Source organism: Enterococcus hirae ATCC 9790 (assembly GCF_000271405.2).
In the GTDB taxonomy this organism is placed as follows: Bacteria; Bacillota; Bacilli; order Lactobacillales; family Enterococcaceae; genus Enterococcus_B; species Enterococcus_B hirae.
Genome location: NC_018081.1, coordinates 1,003,938 through 1,024,293 on the forward strand (window position 1 = coordinate 1,003,938; position 20,356 = coordinate 1,024,293).

The following is a 20,356-nucleotide window of genomic DNA, read 5'->3' on the forward strand; positions in this document are numbered from 1 at the left end:
TAATTTAGCGCCAGGACAAGTTATATTGACTGGTGTATTATTTGATCTTCCAATAATTATACAAGTTGATCCCTGTAAAAAAATTATCTATCTTTTGAGGCGTTAACAGGTTACTACTTATGGGTACTGAATCCTTTAATATAGGCAATTTGATTTTTTACATTCTTTTTGATATGATAATTATGCGAAGCGATACTATTTTTATCAATAAAGCACAAAAACCACTCTACTGCGAATAGAGTGGTTTTCTTTTTCATCCGTTGCGACTACGAATGAGTGGGCTAGAAGCAACTTGCTTTTAGTCATTGTCTGTCTCATCTAACCAGTGAGAAAAAAGTTTGATAACGATACCTACAAAAATAGGCGCAATGACCAAGGATACTATTTTTTCCAATAAAGCACACCCCCTTTGAGGGCAAGTTGCCAAAGTGAGTATAGCATATTGTGTATTAGGAAGTGAATTTAAATTTTATGGGTGAGGAATTGTTATTAAAGGGTTATCCATCCCTTTCCAAATTTTGGAGAGTGTCTTTTTTGTATATTTAGGTATAGAAATGGGTATGATTTTTTTAAACCTGCCATTCATTTTCCGTTTTTTACTTCTGCTAATCGTTGTTCAAATTTTTTATAAGTGGATAGATCGATAATTTAGTAGTTATCTTAGGAATGTTTGGAGTATATAAGTAATGATAGATGTAATTACTTGTTTCTATAATTGTATACGCGGATCGTATTTTTAAAGTATCTATTTAATAAAATGAATATTATCATTGCAATAAATAGTGTTTAATTATTTTACAAATTATCTAACCACTGAAGAAAATCAGAAGAGTATATAAAATAAATAAGTTAGTAAGGACAATTTGATTTTTTGGATTATTCTTGATATGATGATGGTGCGAAGCGATATTAATTTTTACCAATGGAACACAAAAACCACTCTACGGCGAATAGAGTGGTTTTCTTTTACAATCGTTGCGACTTCGAATGTGTGGGTTAGAAGCAACTTGCTATTAGTCATTGTCTTTCTCATCTAACCAGTGAGAAATTAGTTGAATAACTAAACCTACAAAGATAGGTGCAATAACTAGCGATATTAATTTTTCCAATGGAATCACCCCCTTGGGGGCAAGTTGCCAAAATGAGTATAGCATATTGTGCATTAGGAAGTGAACTTAAATTTTATGGGTGAGAAATTGTTATAAAATAGTCTTTTTGATTCACGCATATTTTTTGGGTACGTCTTTAGGTACGAAGGTCTTAAAATGTGGTGAAATCCATTAAAACCGTACTTGTTGAAGAGTTGCTCAATCTATTGCTATCCATCCCCTTCAAAATCTCTGCCACAGAACTAGCTCTTAAGAAAGCTCGTAAAGCTTCACAGTTCTCAAAACATTAAGAATACTATTATATCAATGTTTTAGACACTTTCTATTTTTGGAGAGTGTCTTTTTTTTGTACTTTTGGGTACGGAAATGGGTATGAGATTTTTAAACCTGCTATTAATTTTACATTCTTTGCTTCTTCCAATCGTTGTTCAAATTTTTCATAGGTGGATAGATCGATAATTTAGTAGTTATCTTAGGAATGTTTGGGGTATATAAATAATGATATTGGATATTTTTTGACTTTTCTTGCCTAAAAAATGTTGTTTTTTTACAGTGTAGAGAAAATATAATAAATGAAATACTTTCTCCGCCATTATTTGTTTTTCTCCGCCAAATAATATAAAATGGCGGAGAAAATAAGTGGATGGCGGTGAAAGAATTTAATTATTCTACACGCCTTTTGTTCGTTATCTTGTCGGAATCATTTTGCGAACTTACGGAAACTTCTCAGACAGATCGGGCGAGTTACGAGAATCACACTGTGCGAAGCTATGCTGAGTGCAGTTACCTTGAGTATGACTTTCAAGGCACTTTCCAAACTTTGGAGAGTGTCTTTTTTCATTTTGAATCATAAAAAAGATGTCGTGAGTTTCACCAACATCAAAAAAGTATAGGGGCATAATAATCTGTTCCACTTTAATGTGGAACAGATTACGTATTTATCTTTAGTGAGAAAAACTCTATGATATAGACAAGGAAAACGTTTTCTGAGGTGATAATGGATGTTATCAAAGCGCGAGAGTCAGTTAATTGAATTACTTTTAGAGGAGGAGAATTTTCAACCAGCAAGTTTCTTTAGTGAAAAACTCAATGTTTCAAATAAAACAATTTATCAAGATATTCAGAAGCTTGGACAGTTCTTGAATCGTTTTGAGTTAAAAATTGAAAAAAAACCTCGCATTGGGATCTACCTAATTGGAACGTCAACTAAAAAAAATGATGCCAAAATATTTATCACTAGTAAAGAAGCTATGTCAACAGAGGTAAAGTATAGTTCAAATTATCGTAGAGTGTACTTATTCGCCAATCTAATTTTTAAAACGGATAAAAAAGATATGAGTATTTTGAAAAAAAGTTTTTTGTCAGTATTGCAACTTTGCGTAAGGATTATGAGGAAATCATCAAATATTGTCGGTTAGCTGGGATTAGGATTACTTCAAATCATGTAATAGACACACAAAAAACACCTGAAGAGTTGATCCAGCGGACATTTGTCAATTATTTTGAAAAAAACATCGGTGTAGGGAATGAAAAATGTCAATATCACTTTGTTTTTGATCAAGCGATGGTTCAGTTTGTGGATGATTTTGTAAAGAATTTTTACCAACAGTCTAAACAGCAACCAACAAATTATATTGTCCATTCACTCAAACTTTCGTTGTTAACTTTGATTGGTCGAGTAAAGCATGGCTACCATTCACAAACAAATAAAAATCCTTTGTTTGTCGAAATAAAGAAAATGGAATTATATATGGTGGCACTAGATTTTTCAAATGGGGTCAAAGATGAATTGAATTGTTCCTTTACGATAAATGATCTTTACTTTATTTGTTCGTTGTTTATGGGACATGGAGTGAGACCGTTTGTGAATCTGGCAACCCATAGTCAACAAATCATGGAGACCACCAAACAATTTATTCAAGATATGTCGACACTGGTTGAGAAGGATTTGGGGCAAGATAGTCAGCTGCTTCAATCTCTATTTGCCCATATTGAGCCAATGGTTTATCGGTTGCAAATGGGGATTACCATTAAAAATCCTTTAAAAGAGGATATCATTCGGCAATACAGCACAATGTATACGCTAACAACTTACTGTATTCCAAAATTGGAAAAAGCAATGGGAATCAGAGTAACGGATGATGAAATTACTTTTTTGACTATTCATTTTCAGCTAGCTTTTGAAAAAATTGTGAATACGAAGCATGTTTTTCTTATTTGTCCAACGGGGTTGGGAACTTCGCAATTATTATTTCAGCGTATTCGTCATAGTTCTCCTAGCACCGTAGTCTATGAAGTGATTGATGTTCAAAAGTTGCAGGATTACAACTTAGATAGTGTCGATTTGATTATTTCAACAGTCAAATTAGAAAATGAATATCAAACGCCGATTATTTATGTTCGACCATTACCAACGAAAGAAGAAATTGCATTGATTAATCGTCATCTTCTTACCTTGAATCAACAAGACAATACATTTTTACCATCCATTGCACCGGATAAAACGATTTTAAAGAAATATTTGAAGGATGGTTGGATGTTCTTGAATCAAGATTTTGATAGTAGAGAATCTGTACTTTCTTTCATCACTGAGAAATATAAAGAAGAACAATTAGTAAAGGATAATTTTCTTGAGGTTGTACTTCAAAGAGAAAAACTAGGAGCTACCGGACTTTCATCAGGCGTAGCCATCCCACATGCAAATCCTAAATATGTAGTCAAAACAAAAATTTCTATTATCACTCTAAAAAACAAAATTACTTGGGGAGATGTGGATGTAAGGGTTGTTTTATTCTTAGCGATTGCAGAAGAAGATATGATTCAAGTGAAAAATATGATTGCACTACTTTATGATGTCTTTGTCTCACCTGAGAGAATAAAAAGTATTGCAAGTAAAGAAACAAGGAATGAGATTATTAACGAAATTATAGGAAAGAGGAAGTAAGATGACGAGTTATTTTGGAAAGAAAATTGCATTATTTCAATCTGAGGTAAAGAGTCAGAAGGAAGCTTTATCAATTATTGCAACTTGTCTATATCAAACAGGTTTAGTGAAGGATTCGTTTGCAGAGAATGTACTGAAAAGAGAAGAAGTGTTTCCTACTGGCTTATTAATCAATGATGTTGGGATTGCTATTCCACATACGGATGCAGAACACGTGAATGATTCTCAAATTGCATTTATGTCATTGAAAAAACCAGTAACTTTTTATGAAATGGGAACTGCAGATAAGGAAATTTCAGTCAGCTTGATCTTCATGTTGGCGTTGAAAGAACCACATGCACAGTTAGAAATGTTACAGAAGTTAATTACGATGTTTCAAAAAAAAGAGGTGGTTCAAAAGCTTCAAGCTGTAAATAATACTGAGGAGTATTATCAAATTATTGAAAAAGAAGGATTCGTTTAATAACCATTTTGAGGGGGAGCATTATGTTAGATTTATTACAAAAATTTGTTGATCTCGGATCAATCGTTGTATTGCCAATCTTAATTTTTGTTTTTGGTTTGATTTTAGGAACGAAACCGAGTAAGGCTTTTATTTCAGCATTAACGGTTGGTGTTGGATTTGTCGGGTTGAATTTAGTTATCGATTTATTGACCAATAGCTTAGGACCAGCAGCACAAGCGATGGTTGAACGTTTTGGACTAAACTTAACAACCATTGATGTTGGTTGGCCGGCAGCAGCTGCGATTTCTTATGGAACCGTTTTAGGTAGTTTGGCGATTCCAGTAGCTATCGTAGTCAATGTGTTATTAATTATTGTTGGCTTAACAAAAACACTGAATGTTGATATTTGGAATATCTGGCATGCAGCATTTGTTACTTCACTTGTCTACGCAGTAACGAATGACTTTGCAATGGGCATGTTGGCAACGGTTATTTATACAATGATGATTTTATTGTTTGGCGATATTTTAGGACCAATCATCAATAAATTCTATGGATTTCCAAATATTACCTTCCCACACGGAACGGCAGCACCCGGGTTTGTTTTTGCCCTACCTTTAAATTGGTTATTCGATAGGATTCCAGGATTGAAAGATTGGCATGCAGATCCAGAAACGATTCAAAAACGGTTTGGCATCTTTGGTGATTCAACAGTCATGGGCTTTTTAATTGGTTTGGTTATGGGGATTTTAGCTGGATATGATGTTGCGGGAATTGGACAATTAGCGGTGAAAACTGGCGCTGTAATGGTCTTAATGCCTAAAATGGTGGCACTTTTAATGGAAGGCTTAACGCCTATTTCAGAATCAGCAAATTCATTTGTTCAAAAACGTTTCCCAGGAAGAGAATTATATATCGGAATGGATGCCGCATTGTCAGTAGGACACCCAGCTGTATTATCTTCTTCGTTAATCTTAGTCCCAATCACGATTTTATTAGCAGTGATTTTACCAGGTAACACAACCTTGCCTTTCGGTGATTTGGCAACTATTCCATTCTTAGTTTGTTTGATGGCAGCTGTCTTTGGTGGAAACATTATTCGAACAATCTTAGGTGGGACGATCTACATGGTCACCATTTTATACATCACTTCATGGGTGGCACCATTTTTAACAAAAGCAGCACAAGCGGCAAACTTTGATTTACAAGGACATTCATCAGTAACTGCGATGGCAGAAGGTGGACTGTGGACAACACTTCTATACGTGGGTGGTGCAAAACTATTTGGTTACTTTGCCCTAGTCGGAATTGGTCTGATTATTACAGGTTTACTATTCTACGTGAATCGCATTTTACCTAAAAGAGCAGCTAAACAAACTGAAGTTTAATACAAAATAGGAGAGATGACAGATGAAAAAATTATTAATTATGTGCGGAACAGGTGTGGCTACTTCAACAGTGGTAACAGGAAAAGTAAAAGAATGGTTGAAATCAAAAGGACTCGAAAATGAAGTGAAACTATATCAATCAAAAGTTGCTGATGAGATTGGCAAAATTGATGACTACGATATTGTGGTCAGTACGACCGTGGTTCCTGACAACATTAAAGATAAAGTAATTATGGGGCTTCCTTTATTAACCGGAATTGGCATTGATGGGTTGTTTGACGAAATTGAAGCGAAGATTAAAGCCTAAAAAATACTTGAAAAGAAGGTAATCAAATGTTAGTTACAACGAAAGAGATGTTTGAAAAAGCGCAAAAAGAAAACTATGCGATTCCGGCAGCAAACTTTTTTGATTTAGATTCTGCAAGAACCTTTGTAGAGGTTGCAGAAAAAATGCAAAAGCCATTAATTTTAGCCTTTGCACAAGCGCATATTGAAGAATGTCCTCTTGAAGAGGCAGCATTAATTGCAACATATTTAGCCAAAAAAGCAAGTGTTCCAGTAGCACTTCATTTGGATCATGGACAAGATGAGGAAATCATCAAGCAAGCAATCGAGCTTGGGTTCACTTCTGTGATGATAGATGCTTCGCAGGATGAGATTGAAACAAATATTCGTCGTTCAAAAGCAATTACGGAATATGCTCATGAAAGAGGTGTTGTGGTAGAGGCTGAGATTGGACACGTGGGAACGGGAAATAGTTATGAATTTAAGGAAACCACGGACACCATTTATACCGAAGTGGAGGAAGCAGCACGTTTTGCGAAAGAAACCGGCGTCGATTCATTGGCAGTTTCGATAGGTACGGCTCATGGGCAATACAAAGGAACACCGAAAATCAGCTTTGAGCGGTTGGAAGAAATTAAAAATGAAGTTTCAATTCCATTAGTGTTGCATGGGGGCTCATCATCTGGTGATGAAAATCTACACAAATGTGCTGTTTCAGGGATCAATAAAATTAATATCTTTACTGATTTTATCACAGCAGCAATGGATGTAATTAACGAAGAAAAACCAGAGGATTATTTTACACTTAAACGATTAGCGAACCAAGCGATTGCGGATACGTTATCGCATTATTACAAAGTATTTGCAACAAAATAGAGGAGGGTTCTCATGAGAACAGTAAGAAAACCATTTTTTGTGGTTAATCCTAAATCTTATTTGTATGGTGAACAGGCATTGGAACTAGCAAAAACAGCGGATCAATTAGCTGCAGCATACGACATCGATATCATTTTTACTTGTCAACATGTTGATGTTCGGCTAATTAAAGAACAGACAACGCAGTTGATTGTGAGTGTTCAACATATCGATGGGATAGCCCCTGGTAGAGGGATGGGACACGTTTTACCTGAAGGCGTTGTAGCGGCTGGAGCAGAAGCGACCTTCCTTAATCACGCAGAACGTCCTTTATCGGTTAGTGAGCTGTGCGATGCCGTCAAGCGAGCAAAGGAACTTGGTCTATTGACTATTGTTTGTGCAAATTCTTTAGAAGAGGCGAAGCTCGTAGCTTCCTTGAAACCTGATGTGATGGTTTGTGAGCCTACGGAATTAATAGGTACAGGTCAAGCAAGTGACATTTCTTATATGATTCAAACCAATGAAGCTGTACGCAAGATGGATCCTGAAATTTTTGTTCTGCAGGCAGCAGGGATTTCAACGGTAGCAGATGTTCGCAAAGCACTTGATTCGGGGGCTGATGCAACGGGTGGAACCAGCGGGATTGTTTGTGCCAAAGATCCTGTGGACACATTGAAAGCGATGATTGAAGAAGTAAGTAAATGGAAAAAGGAGCAATCGACAAAATGACAACTTATACTGAGCAACTTGTTTTGACTTCAAATGGTCAGCGAGTGACGTATCATAACATTACCGAACAAGTAAAAGAAATGGTGGCAAAAAGTGGGATAAAAAATGGCATTTGTCTTGTTCAGTCGCCACATACTACTTGTTCAGTTATTTTTGAGGAATTCATGCACGATTTGGATTTTAATGGGGATGAATTTTTACAGGTTGATTTAAATCGGATTCTTGATCGAATTATTCCTCGAGAATTAACGGAAAATACCAATTATTGTTATCCTGGTCCGAAGCATCTTGATTTCTTGCTGTCCTTAGATGATCCAGACTATGCTGGTGATGCTGGAACGATTTTAAATGGAGATGCACATATTCGAGCATCATTCTTCGGAGCAAGTGAAAATTTCATTGTCAAAGAGGAAACATTAATGACAGGAGCTGTCGGCTCGATTTATTTCATTGATTTTGATCAAAACCGTGTTAGAAATCGAAAATGCCATATTTTAGTAATGGGTGAATAGAAAAGTAATAAGAAACAAACATTTGGGAAACTAATTGAATGGTCACACCTATAAAAATTAATACGAAAGATAATAGTTAGTTCATTCCGTTTTTTTGGTTAAACTACTAAAATTCATCATAGAGAATACTATAGGGAAACAAAAACTATTTAGTTTAGAAAAAGTATAGCCAGTTATCTGATCGGTAAATAAGATCATTGGGAAGACCTTGCTTAAGGCGTTCTTCTCAGTGATCTTAATTTATTGTTGTTTAAATCCATCCTTGCTTTATTGCAAAATTTATCGCTTCAATTCGTGAACGTGATGCTGTTTTGCTTAGAATAGCAGAGATGTAATTACGTACAGTTCCCTCACTCAAAAATAGAGTTTGGGCAATTTGTTGGGTGCTGATGCCGGTTTTTAACAACGTTAAAATTTCAAGCTCTCTTGGGGTTAAAGGGTTTTTTTGAGTAATGAATGATTGAATAACCAATTCAGGTGAAAAAATCGTATCACCCGCCATGATTGAGCGGATCGAACGAATAAGTTCTTCACTGGGACTATCTTTTAGCATATAACCGTTGACATTGTTCTGTAAAGCTTGCTGAAAATAGTGTTCTTGCGCAAAGGTAGTCAGAACCATAATTTTCACATCCTGTTTCAATAAACGAAGCTGCTTAGCAATTTCCAAGCCAGTCAACTTAGGCATTTCAATGTCTAATAAAACGATATTTGGTTTCAATTTGATGATGTCAGATAATGCCGTATCACCATCTGTTGCAGAACCAATAACTTCAAAATCTGTTTCAAGATTCAAAATCATCGTTAATGCAGTGTTCAATAATTGTTGATCCTCTGCCAAATACAATTTAATCATGCTCATTCTCCTTAGGCAACGAAATGACAATCTTTACTCCTTGTGTTCCAGTGATCGTCAACTGTCCTTTTTCAGTTTGAATCCGTTCTTTCATTCCGCTGATTCCATAGCCGGTTGATTTTAGTTGAGTGAATCCTTGTCCATTATCTTGAATGGTAATAAAATAGGTATCTATATTCTCGGTAAAATCAATCATCGCAATACTAGCTTTGCTGTGACGAATCATATTTGTGATGGCTTCTTTAATAACTGCGGATACTGTATGTTGAATGTTCGTCGGCCATTTTTCGGCTAGTTCCTCTCCTACAGAATGAAGCTGAATATTGGTAAGAACTAAATTTTTTTCTTCTTCTAGCATCGTTTGGGCAATTGTTCGCTCTTGTAAATTTGAAACGATCCCGCGAACTAATGATAAGTTTTTTCGGGAAGTCTCAGCAATATCATGTAATTCATTGGTTGCTTGGCGTGAATCAATTGCTATTAATTTCTCCGCTAATTCAGCCTTTAATGAAATGATGGAAAACGCTTGGCCTAAATGATCATGGAGATCACGAGCAATACGATCTCGTTCATTTTGGCGCACAACTGCTTCTAAACGTTTATTTTGTTGGTTGAGGCGATAGATCCGCCGATAAGATTCCCCTACCGACTTAGCTGCTAGTGGTGTAATAATAGCAGCTATGATAGTGATACCTACATTAATGTAACTGGATGAATGGGTGAAACGAGTGGTCCACAACATAGCGCCAAGACTAATCATGACGCTTACATAATAACCAGTCAAATAATGATAGAATAAACGTTTGGTTACTGGCAGGGAGCCAATCTCCCAGGCAACGAAAATAAAGAGATATCCATTTTTTTGAAAGATACCAAATAAGCAGGCAATCAATAATTGAAGGAAAACGTCCCCTGTTAAAAATTTATGAACTTCATAGCCATCTCGGTAAGCTTTTAAAAAAATAACTAAAAGTAATATAAATAACCAGTCAAACCAAGAAGTAAGGGGGAACAATGAATAGATCGTCGGTATTAAAAATACTAACCAGAAATAAGGTGCAATGCCGAATCGTTTTGGGAAAAATATGTGCTTTTCGAAAAAACTCATATGGTAGAAACCTCACTTTTACTTTGAAAAAAGACGACTACTTTGAACAGTACGAATAAAATGATCGTCCAAACTAAGAGTACCCCAAAACTAACAAAATTAAAACGTTGATAATTGATAAATCTTCTTAAAATTACAGCTGTTTGATAAGTTGGTAGCCAGTGTCCAACCTTTTGTACCCATGGGGGCATTATGCTAAGTGGCCACCATAGTCCGCTTAAAATTGCCATGGGAAAAACGATGAGATTACTAAGCAAATTTACTACGTTATCTGAACCTAATAGAGAGATGATCATTCCAATCAATATAAGTGGGAATGATAACAATGGAACGAGGAATAAAAGACCTATTAAATGAAACCAATTAATTGTTAGCTGATTTACTAAAATTCCAGTCATTATTAGTGCCAAAACCGAAAGTATATTTAACGATAGAAAGACGATTAACATCGATAGATAATATTGTGATTTTGAACCTGGACGTAGTGCTACAAATAAATCGAACTTTCTAGTATGATCTTCTAACAGAGTATGTGCGACTGTCATAACAGAACTAATCAATGAGCTATACACAATCATACTAATCATATAAGCGATATTCCATGTTTTCGAAGCTGCTGGTTGTGTTATTACCTGAGTAAATATAAGGTAAAAGCCTGTTGGCATGGCGATACTGAATAAGAGGAAGCGCAAGTTACGGAATACGATGCGTTTATAGTTGATTTGAACTTGAAACAAGAATTTTTTCATTTACCGCTACCTCCAATTACTTTTTGAAATAAAGAAGCCAACGAATTTTGCTGAATGGCTAATTCGTCTAATTGATTAAGATAAGGAATTAAAGCTTCCATCACTACGTTTGGCTCATCAGTTATTAATTGAAGATGCTGATTAGTTTTTAAACATTCTTTAACAGCTGAAATGGATGTGAATGTTTCTTTTGGTAATGGAGTGGTAAATTGGATGGTTATATGACCACTTTTTTTCCGCAATGATTTCAAGGTACCATCGTATACTAACCTAGTATCTTTTAAAATAAGGATTCGATCTGCAATCTGATCTAGTTCCTCCAGATAATGGTTAGTGATAAAAAAAGTCTTTCCATTTTGCTTCAAACGGTCAATACTTTCCCAGAATGATTGTCGACTATTACTATCCATTCCAGCAGTCGGCTCATCTAAAAAAATTAGTTGAGGGTTTCCTGCCATAGTTGTTGCAAAAGTCAACCGACGTTTTTGTCCGCCAGACAATTGATCTAAGTAACACTTCTCTTTTTCTTTTAAGTTGGCTAAGCGAATCAAGGCTTCATAAGATAATGGGTTGTGATAGTAACTACGAGCAAGATTTAAACATTCTTTGACGGTGACTCGTTCGAGTGATAAGTTTTGTTGCAACATTACACCGACTTTGTCACGGACTTTCCTGATATCTTGGGTTCCCATCACATAAGTAGTTCCTGAATTTGGTTGAATCAATTGGTTAAGTAGATTGATCAGAGTGGATTTTCCTGCACCATTTTCTCCTAATAGTGCGACAGTCTCTCCGGGTGCAATCTGAAATGAGATATTATCTAAAACGGTTGTCCGGTTATACACCTTCGATAAGTTTTGTACATCGATTATTGGATTCATATTCTTTCCTCCTACTGATGTTATCTTAGCTATTTTTTGAGTTGTAAAACAGTCATGGATGTCATCAGTTGGACATGACAATTGTCATGTCTAAAGAACACAGAAATGTAGACTGCTGACTGAATAGTCAAAAAGTTGTTATTATTAATTAAAGAAGTGGAGAAAAGCTAAACTACCTTGTTGATTGTTCATTATGGAAACTCTTTTCACTTATATCTACTATTAAATTTCGCTAATTTTGATGTGGGGGAGGACTTTTGTTACTTGGCAACCAACTGATTTTTTTGGAAGTTTGTGATTCATGGGGCACGTAAATTACTTTTATCAGACGTTCTACGGTATAATAAATGACGAACATGTTTCATTCATTTTCCTCTTACAACTAATTGAAAGCGTTTGTATTTTTGCTTCAAGAAAGATACTTAGATGCTTGGAGTATACTTTTGTTGATATCATTGATTGGAAAACGATACCTGATGCGCTTGTCACTAAAGTTTTTCCTGACAAGTGTGCATTTGGTGGTGTTCTAACTTCGTTTACTAAAGCAATTGAAATAAATTTGAGATGAAAAAGGAGCGGATAGGATGGCTTTTCCAGAGAATTTTTTATGGGGCGGTGCATTAGCAGCCCATCAATTTGAAGGTGGTGTAATTGGAACGTCAAAAGGGCTTTCGGTGGCTGACGTGATGACAGCTGGCTCACATGGTGTACCTCGAGTAATTACAGATGGAGTTGTGGAAGGTAATTATTATCCCAATCATGTAGGGATTGATTTTTACCATCGCTATAAAGAAGATATTGCACTGTTTGCTGATCTTGGGTTCAAATGTTTTCGTACATCGATTGCTTGGTCACGTATTTTTCCAAATGGAGATGAGCTGGAACCTAATGAAGAAGGTCTTCAATTTTATGACGATGTCTTTGACGAGCTGTTGAAATATGGGATTGAACCGGTTATTACATTGTCCCATTTTGAAATGCCCTATCATATTGCCAAAGAATATGGTGGATTTATGAATCGTCAAACGATCGATTTCTTTCTTAAGTTTGCAGAAGTGGTATTTGAGCGCTATCAAAATAAGGTGAAATACTGGATGACATTCAACGAGATCAACAACCAAATGAACTATTCAAATGATATTTTTGGTTGGACCAACTCAGGGGTTCATTTTGGCGATTATGAAAATCCAGAAGAAGCGATGTACATTTGTGGCCATCATACGTTAGTTGCTTCTGCTAAGGCGGTTAAACTAGGAAAATCAATTAATCCAGATTTCGAGATTGGGAATATGATTGCGATGGTGCCTATTTATCCATTTTCTTCTCGACCAGCGGATCAAATCTTAGCGCAACAGATGATGCATGATCGTTGGTTTTTCTGTGATGTACAAGTTCGTGGACACTATCCAAATTATGCCCTTAAAATGTTTGAGCGTAAAGGGTACCAGATCGATATAACAGAAGCAGATCGACAAGCACTCGCTGAAGGTACAGTGGATTATATCGGTTTTTCATACTACATGAGTAATACGGTCGATTCGCAAGTCCATCAAGATGTTTCAACGAATGTTAGTGGTGGAAGTACGTACTCCATAACGAATCCATTTATTAAGGAATCCGACTGGGGGTGGGCGATCGATCCAGAAGGTCTCCGCTATTCATTGAATGCTTTTTATGAGCGTTATGAACTCCCATTATTTATTGTTGAAAATGGGTTTGGTGCCATTGATGTTCTGGAGGCGGATCACACGATTCATGATCCTTACCGTATCGAATATTTACGTAGTCATATCCAAGAGATGGAAAAGGCGATCAATGAAGATGGTGTCGTGCTTTTGGGTTACACGCCGTGGGGTTGTATTGATTGCGTGTCATTTACAACAGGGGAGATGAAAAAGCGTTACGGTTTTATCTATGTTGATCGGAACAATGATGGTTCTGGTACGCTAGAAAGGTATAAAAAAGACTCCTATGATTGGTATAAGCGGGTAACAACCTCTAATGGAACAGAGCTTTAGACGAGCAAACATGTAAATAGAACACAAAAAATCAGCTGGTTGTTTTCAAATCAGCTGATTTACTATTTATTTGTATTAAATTGAAAGAGAGTAAAAAGTTTATGCAAGTTGACCAACCTTGTTTATAGAACCGTTTTTATTTTTTCCCATAAGTGATCCAGATCCATTGTTCCGTACTCTGCTTTAGAAATAGCTATCACTGGTATCTGAGGGAATTTCTTTTCAATTTCTTCTTTGGCATAGGCAAACGTTGGGGTTAGTAAAATAATATCTGCTTCCGAGGCGTGTTCGTCTATCTGACTTGCTTCATATATTTTAAGAGCCCAAGATTGATTTTTTTCTCTTAAAAACTTCGCTAATTTCATTTCTAAGAACTGGGTTTGCAAACTACCATTGGTAGAAATAAAATTAAAAGACAGATCAAAAATGACAATAGTTTTCATTTTTTGTTCCGCATGTTTTTGAGGATTGTTCATCGAAGTAGTAGCCATTTGTTTTCTTCCTTTCGTTTCACCTATTCGTTATCTCTAGTATACGACAATTATTTTGTAAGCGCTATTTTAAGTTGGTGGAAATAAGTGTGCTTTTTCTTTTAATTTCATTTCATATAGCTACATAGTGAATAAATTGAATAAATTGAATAAATATGAATAAACAGCTATTTTATGTTGAACTTTCATTATTCAGCTCATAAAAGGGGTCAAACAATGCTATACTTTATCCAATGGAAAACAGAATAGGAGAAAAATGTATGGATCAAAAAACATTTATTGTGCTATTGATTTGTGGCGTGATCGTTTTGCTCATTGCTCTAGATTTCAATGCGCGTCGAAAATTAAAAGAAAGTGTCCATCAGAAGTGGGGAAGAGTGCCTTATCAACCTCGATTTGATAAAGAAAAAGTTTAAAGGAAGCGTGGCTCACAGAAAAAGAATTTCGTTCATGGTCAAGTGAAGTGGATGACTTGACGTGGTACGATTTGGATATGTTTGAAGTTTTTGAAGGCATCAACCTGACATACTCTAGTATTGGTTCAGAAGCTTTATATCAACGGCTGAGGAGCTTTAACTTTGGAAAAGATCAGCGATTAGAAAAGTTAATTGCTTTTTACCAAGAAAACCCTCAAACAAGAGAAAAAATCCAATATCAATTTGCACGACTAGGGAAAAAAGATGGTAATTTTACGAAGCAATATTTAGCGGATGGCCAAAGTAAACAGATCGGACATGTCGGCTTTTATACTTTTTTAGGTCTCTTACCGATCATTGGTTTAATTTTATTATTATTTGGACAAGTCTTAGGTATTTATCTAGCGATTGGTAGTTTGATTTTTAACACACTTTATTATCAAGTCAAGAAACAGACATTAGAAACTGAGATTAATAGTATGGGTTACCTAGTCTCAACGATCTCAACAGCGAATCAAGTAGCAAAGATTGCTACACCGGTTCAAGATGAATTACGGCAAAATGTTAAACCGTTAAAAGATATTCCTAAATTTGGTTTTTCTTTTCGAGTTAAGAGTGGGTCGGAAGCAGAAATTTTATTTGATTATGTCAATATGATGTTCATGTTGCCGTTTATTTCTTATCACTTTGTTATTAGCAGGTTAGAGAAAAAAACGAAAGAAGCAATGAAGGTTTGGGAATTATTGGGAGAAATGGAAGTAGCGGCTGCGGTTCTCAACTATCGTACTTACATGCCCATTACCTGTCAGCCAGAATTTACGGACAATGGCGTAGAGGCAGAAGATCTCTATCATCCTCTCTTGAAGGAAGCGGTAGTGAACCCAGTAGATTGGCACCAGAACATTTTAGTGACGGGCTCGAATGCTTCAGGTAAATCTACTTATGTGAAAAGTATTGCGATCAATTGTATCTTAGCACAGACGATCCAAACAGCCCTCGCAGAAAAGTTTACCTTGCAGCACGGTCACGTACTGACTTCTATGGCGATCGAAGATGACTTGTTTGCAGGAGATAGTTATTTTGTTTCAGAAATCAAATCGATTAAACGTCTACTAGCTCAAGTGGAAAAAGGGGAAAGATGTTATTGTTTTGTGGATGAGATTTTAAAGGGAACCAATACGATCGAACGGATTGCTTCTTCTGCAGCAGCAGTAAGATGGTTGGCAGATTATCCTTCACTAGCTTTTGTGGCGACTCACGATATTGAATTGACTGAGATCTTGAAAAATGAATGTGAGAATGTCCATTTTGAGGAACAGGTCACAGCAGAAAAAGGAATCAGTTTTGATTTTAAATTAAAGCAAGGTCCAGCAAAAACCAGAAATGCGATTGCATTATTGAAAGTCTTAAATTATCCGGAAAAACTAGTTGCGGATGCAAAAGAAGCAGCAACATTTTTTGATCAACATCGAAAATGGGAGATTTTTGACTAAAACGTGCGGTCTTAATATGTCAGGCTTGAATGGTTTGTCGCAAACTCATTTATATTAAAAAAGGAAGAAAGCGTGCCTTTTCCTGATGGAGAAATCATGCTTTCTTCCTTTTTGGAAATGGATAAAAGGATTCATTTATTTTAGTAGAACAATTGATCGAAAGAAGATGAAATGATTGATTTTATATTGGATGCTCGAATACATAAAATTCTATTTTTATTTTGAAAACTTTATTCATTTTCTTTCAATCATTCCATGTTACAATAGAGAATCAGATGGAAAAAAGGAGATCGTTAAAAAAATGACACAGGCTCTTGAAATAAAGAATTTAAAAAAAGTATACGCAACGGGAGTTGAAGCGTTGCGAGGGATTGATTTAACGGTGGAAGAGGGCGATTTTTATGCCTTGCTTGGTCCTAATGGTGCGGGGAAATCTACGACAATTGGGATCATCACTTCACTTGTGAATAAAACTTCTGGTGAAGTAAAAGTGTTTGGTTATGACTTGGATACTGATTTGGTTCGTGCCAAACAACAAATCGGATTAGTACCGCAAGAATTCAATTTTAATCCTTTTGAAACAGTTCAACAGATCGTAGTGAATCAAGCAGGATATTATGGTGTTTCACGACAAGAAGCAATCAAGCGTAGTGAAAAATACCTTAAGCAATCCAATCTATGGGAAAAAAGAAATGTTCGTGCACGCATGCTTTCTGGTGGTATGAAACGGCGACTGATGATTGCTAGAGCATTGATGCATGAACCGAAACTATTGATTTTAGATGAACCTACTGCAGGTGTAGATATTGAACTAAGACGTGAAATGTGGGAGTTCTTGCGAGAATTAAATGAACAAGGTACCACGATTATTCTAACGACTCATTATTTGGAAGAAGCCGAAATGTTGTGTCGGAATATCGGGATTATCCAATCAGGTGAATTGATTGAAAATACAAGTATGAAATCATTACTTTCTAAATTACAATTTGAAACGTTTATTTTTGACTTAGCACCGTATGAACAAGCGCCAGTTCTACAAGGGTACACTAGTACGTTTGAAGATGAGCGGACCCTTGCTGTTGAAGTAGAACGGGATCAAGGGGTCAACGGAATCTTTGATCAATTAAGTGAACAAGGGATAAAAGTGCTTTCGATGAGAAATAAATCGAATCGCTTAGAAGAATTATTCTTGAAAATCACGGAAGAAAATGGTCATGTGGAGGAAAAAAATGTTTAGTCTTTATTTTACAGCTTTAAAAAGTTTAGCCATCAAGGAAACCAATCGCTACTTGCGGATTTGGGTCCAAACACTGGTTCCACCAGTGATTACCACCTCACTTTATTTTGTGATCTTTGGGAAAATGATTGGCGGACGTATTGGGGATATGGGTGGATTTTCCTACATGGAATTTATTGTTCCAGGGTTGATCATGATGTCCGTTATCACTAGTTCTTATTCCAATGTTTCGTCCTCATTTTTTTCTCAAAAATTCCAGAAAAATATTGAAGAAATTTTAGTTGCGCCCGTTCCCACACATGTGATTATTTGGGGATTTGTGATTGGTGGACTGGGACGTAGTATCTTGGTCGGGGCGTTGGTAACGATGATTTCGCTATTCTTCGTTCCGCTAAATGTCTTCTCTTGGGGCATCGTGATTGTTACTTTGCTGATGACATCGATTTTATTTTCACTAGCGGGTTTGATCAATGGGATTTTCGCACAGTCGTATGATGATGTGTCGATCGTGCCAACCTTTGTCCTTCAGCCATTGACATACCTCGGTGGTGTCTTTTATTCGATCTCTATGTTGCCACCAATCTGGCAGGCAATTTCTAAAGTTAATCCGATCGTTTACATGATTTCAGGATTTCGTTATGGGTTCCTTGGAACGACAGATGTACCCATCATGATTTCGATCACGATTCTTGTGTTATTTAGTTTAGTGCTTTATTCACTATGCTGGTATTTAATCAATAAAGGTAGAGGGTTAAGAAGCTAGAGTTTGTGGAATGATCAAAAAAACTTATTTGGTTTTCTACAGAAACGGATTGATTTGATCAAATTTTTGGTAATAGACAAGAAATAGTTGAGTCTAGGATAGATGCTTATCCTAGACTTTTTTTGTTCGATTAAAGGACTTCCTGATACAAATTTAGACGATCTCCACTTAAACTAGCTAAATATAATGTGTTAAAATGATAACTAATCTTTAGCTTTTAGTGTCTTATCTAGTATAGAAAAATAAAAAGGGGATATGGAATGACAATTGAATTTCGCAAAACGACGTTAGCTGATGTGCCAGCCGTCATGAAAATCATTAATGAAGCAAAACGGTTATTAGCTTCCGCTGATAGTCCGCAATGGCAAAATGGTTATCCAAATGAAGAAACGATCAGGCAAGATATCGAAAAAACATGGTCTTATGTTTTGGTAGTCGATGGAATCATTGCTGGAACATTAGCCTTACAAAAAACATCTGATAAAAATTATCAAGAAATCTTTGAAGGAAGTTGGGAAAAAGCTGATGCGCCCTATACAACAATCCATCGCATTGCACTAGCTGATGCATTTCGCGGACAAAAGCTGGCTTACCGACTCGTTGAGTATGCAGAAGCAGAAACAAAGGCCTTAGGAATGGCACAAGTAAGAGTTGATACGCACAAAAAGAATACTAGTATGCAACGTATCATGGCTCATTGTGGGTTTGAGTTACGTGGTATCGTCTATGTCGACGATGAGATAGACAATGAACGATTGGCGTATCAAAAATTGCTTTAGTAAAGGAAGCAGTGGTTTTGCTTCTTTTGTTGATTCCTAGTATAATGACTCTGTTTTTTAGAATAGTGAACGAAGAGTATTACATGGCGAAACTACAATGAAATGGAGAGTTATCAGTGAAAGAAAATTTTTGGGCAGAATTACCGAAGCCCTTTTTTATATTAGCACCAATGGAGGATGTCACAGATGTGGTGTTTCGACATGTTGTGCAGGCGGCAGGAGCGCCCGATGTGTTTTTTACAGAATTTACAAATTCCGATAGTTTCTGCCATCCTGATGGTAAAGAAAGTGTCAGAGGTCGCTTGACATTTACCGAAGATGAACAGCCGATGGTTGCTCATATCTGGGGTGATAAACCAGAATTTTTTAGACAAATGAGTATCGAACTAGCAGAAATGGGTTTTAAAGGGATCGATTTGAATATGGGATGTCCGGTTCCTAACGTTGCTGAACGTGGGAAAGGGAGTGGCTTGATTCTTCGTCCAGAAGTTGCAGCGGAACTGATCGAAGCAGCGAAAGCAGGAGGATTACCTGTAAGCGTCAAGACAAGAATCGGCTATACAGAACAAGAAGAGTTGGAAGGTTGGTTGAGTCATTTATTGAAACAAGATATCGCCAATCTTTCTGTTCATTTACGTACGAGAAAAGAAATGAGTAAAGTAGATGCTCATTGGGAGTTGATCCCTCAAATCGTAGCATTAAGAGATCAACTTGCGCCACAAACGTTGCTTACGATCAATGGCGACATTCCTGATCGGCAAACGGGCTTGGAATTAGTTGAAAAATATGGTGTAGACGGGATTATGATCGGTCGTGGGATCTTTAAAAATCCTTTTGCTTTTGAAAAAGAACCAAGGGAACATTCAGCAACTGAATTGATTGATCTTTTACGTCTGCAATTAGATCTCCAAGACCAATATGCCAAAGAAATCCCCCGTTCAATGACTGGGCTACATCGTTTCTTTAAAATCTATGTCAAAGGATTTCCGGGCGCAAGTGACTTACGTGTTCAATTAATGAATACTAAATCGACCGACGAAGTCAGAGCGCTTTTAAATGCTTTTTCTAATCAAGAGTAACCGATGAAAATTTCAAGAATACTGTATTCTGTTTGTATTTTTGAATCTTATAAAAGAAATCAGAGGTAGATAAAACGCCGAATGATCCGAATGAATTTTCGTGATCATTGGGCTTTTTTTGTAAAAGTAGTTATTTAATGAGAAAATTGAATGGCAAATGAGACAAAAATTGTCACAGTCTCTTCTAGTATCTCTAAAAACGAATAAACGGCGTTCAAG

The 20,356-nt window shown here is 36.3% G+C and carries 20 protein-coding genes and 1 pseudogene; 14 read left to right on the forward strand and 7 right to left on the reverse strand.

Annotated features, from left to right (window positions below):
- Nucleotides 1-298 precede the first annotated feature (298 nt).
- Nucleotides 299-427: a type I toxin-antitoxin system Fst family toxin gene (locus tag EHR_RS14080; RefSeq protein ID WP_376109651.1), complete on the reverse strand. Its 129-nt coding sequence runs from the start codon at nt 425-427 to the stop codon at nt 299-301.
- Between the two features lie 586 nt (nt 428-1,013).
- The gene (locus EHR_RS14680) at nt 1,014-1,163 is read right to left on the reverse strand and encodes a type I toxin-antitoxin system Fst family toxin (protein ID WP_306690505.1); all 150 of its coding nucleotides are present in this window, start codon (nt 1,161-1,163) and stop codon (nt 1,014-1,016) included.
- A gap of 947 nt (nt 1,164-2,110) precedes the next feature.
- Between EHR_RS14680 and EHR_RS04840 the strand changes: the two genes are divergently transcribed.
- Genes EHR_RS04840 through EHR_RS04875 form a run of 8 tightly spaced genes read left to right on the forward strand, consistent with a single transcriptional unit; the run spans nt 2,111 to nt 8,267 of the window.
- Complete coding sequence (locus tag EHR_RS04840; protein ID WP_014834398.1) at nt 2,111-2,527, forward strand: HTH domain-containing protein; 417 nt, start codon at nt 2,111-2,113, stop codon at nt 2,525-2,527.
- Nucleotides 2,485-4,053: a BglG family transcription antiterminator gene (locus EHR_RS04845; protein WP_014834399.1), complete on the forward strand. Its 1,569-nt coding sequence runs from the start codon at nt 2,485-2,487 to the stop codon at nt 4,051-4,053. Before EHR_RS04840 ends, EHR_RS04845 begins: the two co-directional genes overlap by 43 nt.
- Nucleotide 4,054: 1 nt before the next feature.
- Nucleotides 4,055-4,516: a PTS sugar transporter subunit IIA gene (locus EHR_RS04850; RefSeq protein ID WP_010737236.1), complete on the forward strand. Its 462-nt coding sequence runs from the start codon at nt 4,055-4,057 to the stop codon at nt 4,514-4,516.
- A gap of 23 nt (nt 4,517-4,539) precedes the next feature.
- On the forward strand, nt 4,540-5,886 hold the full coding sequence (locus EHR_RS04855; protein ID WP_010737237.1) for a PTS galactitol transporter subunit IIC: 1,347 nt from the start codon (nt 4,540-4,542) through the stop codon (nt 5,884-5,886).
- A gap of 22 nt (nt 5,887-5,908) precedes the next feature.
- Nucleotides 5,909-6,193 (forward strand): PTS sugar transporter subunit IIB, encoded by a 285-nt coding sequence (locus tag EHR_RS04860; protein WP_010720673.1) that lies wholly within the window; start codon nt 5,909-5,911, stop codon nt 6,191-6,193.
- A gap of 26 nt (nt 6,194-6,219) precedes the next feature.
- The gene (locus EHR_RS04865) at nt 6,220-7,047 is read left to right on the forward strand and encodes a class II fructose-bisphosphate aldolase (protein ID WP_010737238.1); all 828 of its coding nucleotides are present in this window, start codon (nt 6,220-6,222) and stop codon (nt 7,045-7,047) included.
- Nucleotides 7,048-7,059: 12 nt separating this feature from the next.
- Entirely contained in the window at nt 7,060-7,755 is a 696-nt protein-coding gene (locus tag EHR_RS04870) for a triose-phosphate isomerase (protein ID WP_010737239.1), read from the forward strand.
- Nucleotides 7,752-8,267 (forward strand): YjbQ family protein, encoded by a 516-nt coding sequence (locus EHR_RS04875; protein ID WP_010737240.1) that lies wholly within the window; start codon nt 7,752-7,754, stop codon nt 8,265-8,267. The genes EHR_RS04870 and EHR_RS04875 overlap by 4 nt, the downstream gene beginning before the upstream one ends.
- Before the next feature lie 250 nt (nt 8,268-8,517).
- Here the strand turns inward: EHR_RS04875 and EHR_RS04880 are convergent, their stop codons facing one another.
- Genes EHR_RS04880 through EHR_RS04895 form a run of 4 tightly spaced genes read right to left on the reverse strand, consistent with a single transcriptional unit; the run spans nt 8,518 to nt 11,861 of the window.
- On the reverse strand, nt 8,518-9,123 hold the full coding sequence (locus EHR_RS04880; protein ID WP_010737241.1) for a response regulator transcription factor: 606 nt from the start codon (nt 9,121-9,123) through the stop codon (nt 8,518-8,520).
- The gene (locus EHR_RS04885; protein ID WP_010737242.1) at nt 9,116-10,231 is read right to left on the reverse strand and encodes a sensor histidine kinase; all 1,116 of its coding nucleotides are present in this window, start codon (nt 10,229-10,231) and stop codon (nt 9,116-9,118) included. Before EHR_RS04885 ends, EHR_RS04880 begins: the two co-directional genes overlap by 8 nt.
- Nucleotides 10,228-10,980 (reverse strand): ABC transporter permease, encoded by a 753-nt coding sequence (locus tag EHR_RS04890; RefSeq protein WP_010737243.1) that lies wholly within the window; start codon nt 10,978-10,980, stop codon nt 10,228-10,230. Before EHR_RS04890 ends, EHR_RS04885 begins: the two co-directional genes overlap by 4 nt.
- The gene (locus EHR_RS04895) at nt 10,977-11,861 is read right to left on the reverse strand and encodes an ABC transporter ATP-binding protein (protein ID WP_010720665.1); all 885 of its coding nucleotides are present in this window, start codon (nt 11,859-11,861) and stop codon (nt 10,977-10,979) included. The genes EHR_RS04890 and EHR_RS04895 overlap by 4 nt, the downstream gene beginning before the upstream one ends.
- Nucleotides 11,862-12,445: 584 nt before the next feature.
- Between EHR_RS04895 and EHR_RS04905 the strand changes: the two genes are divergently transcribed.
- Nucleotides 12,446-13,879, forward strand: a complete 1,434-nt coding sequence (locus EHR_RS04905) for a 6-phospho-beta-glucosidase (protein WP_010737244.1) — start codon at nt 12,446-12,448, stop codon at nt 13,877-13,879.
- Between the two features lie 122 nt (nt 13,880-14,001).
- Here the strand turns inward: EHR_RS04905 and EHR_RS04910 are convergent, their stop codons facing one another.
- Nucleotides 14,002-14,370: a hypothetical protein gene (locus EHR_RS04910; RefSeq protein WP_010737245.1), complete on the reverse strand. Its 369-nt coding sequence runs from the start codon at nt 14,368-14,370 to the stop codon at nt 14,002-14,004.
- Between the two features lie 260 nt (nt 14,371-14,630).
- Here EHR_RS04910 and EHR_RS04915 point away from each other — a divergent pair.
- The 5 genes and pseudogenes from EHR_RS04915 to EHR_RS04935 all read left to right on the forward strand — a co-directional run bounded on the left by EHR_RS04915 (nt 14,631) and on the right by EHR_RS04935 (nt 20,137).
- Nucleotides 14,631-16,279: pseudogene (locus EHR_RS04915) on the forward strand (MutS-related protein).
- Between the two features lie 301 nt (nt 16,280-16,580).
- Nucleotides 16,581-17,516 (forward strand): ABC transporter ATP-binding protein, encoded by a 936-nt coding sequence (locus tag EHR_RS04920; protein ID WP_010720660.1) that lies wholly within the window; start codon nt 16,581-16,583, stop codon nt 17,514-17,516.
- The gene (locus EHR_RS04925) at nt 17,509-18,279 is read left to right on the forward strand and encodes an ABC transporter permease (RefSeq protein WP_010737247.1); all 771 of its coding nucleotides are present in this window, start codon (nt 17,509-17,511) and stop codon (nt 18,277-18,279) included. The genes EHR_RS04920 and EHR_RS04925 overlap by 8 nt, the downstream gene beginning before the upstream one ends.
- Nucleotides 18,280-18,539: 260 nt before the next feature.
- On the forward strand, nt 18,540-19,058 hold the full coding sequence (locus tag EHR_RS04930) for a GNAT family N-acetyltransferase (RefSeq protein WP_010737248.1): 519 nt from the start codon (nt 18,540-18,542) through the stop codon (nt 19,056-19,058).
- Between the two features lie 116 nt (nt 19,059-19,174).
- Nucleotides 19,175-20,137 carry a tRNA dihydrouridine synthase gene (locus EHR_RS04935; RefSeq protein WP_010720657.1) on the forward strand — a complete coding sequence of 321 codons (963 nt, stop codon included), beginning with the start codon at nt 19,175-19,177 and terminating at the stop codon, nt 20,135-20,137.
- Nucleotides 20,138-20,356 lie beyond the last annotated feature (219 nt).

Coding starts and splice junctions, on each gene's coding strand:
- EHR_RS04875 (WP_010737240.1), top strand. CDS start 7,752: ATGACAACTTATACTGAGCAACTTGTTTTGACTTCAAATGGTCAGCGA.
- EHR_RS04890 (WP_010737243.1), bottom strand. CDS start 10,980: ATGAAAAAATTCTTGTTTCAAGTTCAAATCAACTATAAACGCATCGTA.
- EHR_RS14680 (WP_306690505.1), bottom strand. CDS start 1,163: ATGCACAATATGCTATACTCATTTTGGCAACTTGCCCCCAAGGGGGTG.
- EHR_RS04865 (WP_010737238.1), top strand. CDS start 6,220: ATGTTAGTTACAACGAAAGAGATGTTTGAAAAAGCGCAAAAAGAAAAC.
- EHR_RS04905 (WP_010737244.1), top strand. CDS start 12,446: ATGGCTTTTCCAGAGAATTTTTTATGGGGCGGTGCATTAGCAGCCCAT.
- EHR_RS04885 (WP_010737242.1), bottom strand. CDS start 10,231: ATGAGTTTTTTCGAAAAGCACATATTTTTCCCAAAACGATTCGGCATT.
- EHR_RS04880 (WP_010737241.1), bottom strand. CDS start 9,123: ATGATTAAATTGTATTTGGCAGAGGATCAACAATTATTGAACACTGCA.
- EHR_RS04920 (WP_010720660.1), top strand. CDS start 16,581: ATGACACAGGCTCTTGAAATAAAGAATTTAAAAAAAGTATACGCAACG.
- EHR_RS04910 (WP_010737245.1), bottom strand. CDS start 14,370: ATGGCTACTACTTCGATGAACAATCCTCAAAAACATGCGGAACAAAAA.
- EHR_RS04855 (WP_010737237.1), top strand. CDS start 4,540: ATGTTAGATTTATTACAAAAATTTGTTGATCTCGGATCAATCGTTGTA.
- EHR_RS04860 (WP_010720673.1), top strand. CDS start 5,909: ATGAAAAAATTATTAATTATGTGCGGAACAGGTGTGGCTACTTCAACA.
- EHR_RS04925 (WP_010737247.1), top strand. CDS start 17,509: ATGTTTAGTCTTTATTTTACAGCTTTAAAAAGTTTAGCCATCAAGGAA.
- EHR_RS04870 (WP_010737239.1), top strand. CDS start 7,060: ATGAGAACAGTAAGAAAACCATTTTTTGTGGTTAATCCTAAATCTTAT.
- EHR_RS04840 (WP_014834398.1), top strand. CDS start 2,111: ATGTTATCAAAGCGCGAGAGTCAGTTAATTGAATTACTTTTAGAGGAG.
- EHR_RS04895 (WP_010720665.1), bottom strand. CDS start 11,861: ATGAATCCAATAATCGATGTACAAAACTTATCGAAGGTGTATAACCGG.
- EHR_RS04850 (WP_010737236.1), top strand. CDS start 4,055: ATGACGAGTTATTTTGGAAAGAAAATTGCATTATTTCAATCTGAGGTA.
- EHR_RS04930 (WP_010737248.1), top strand. CDS start 18,540: ATGACAATTGAATTTCGCAAAACGACGTTAGCTGATGTGCCAGCCGTC.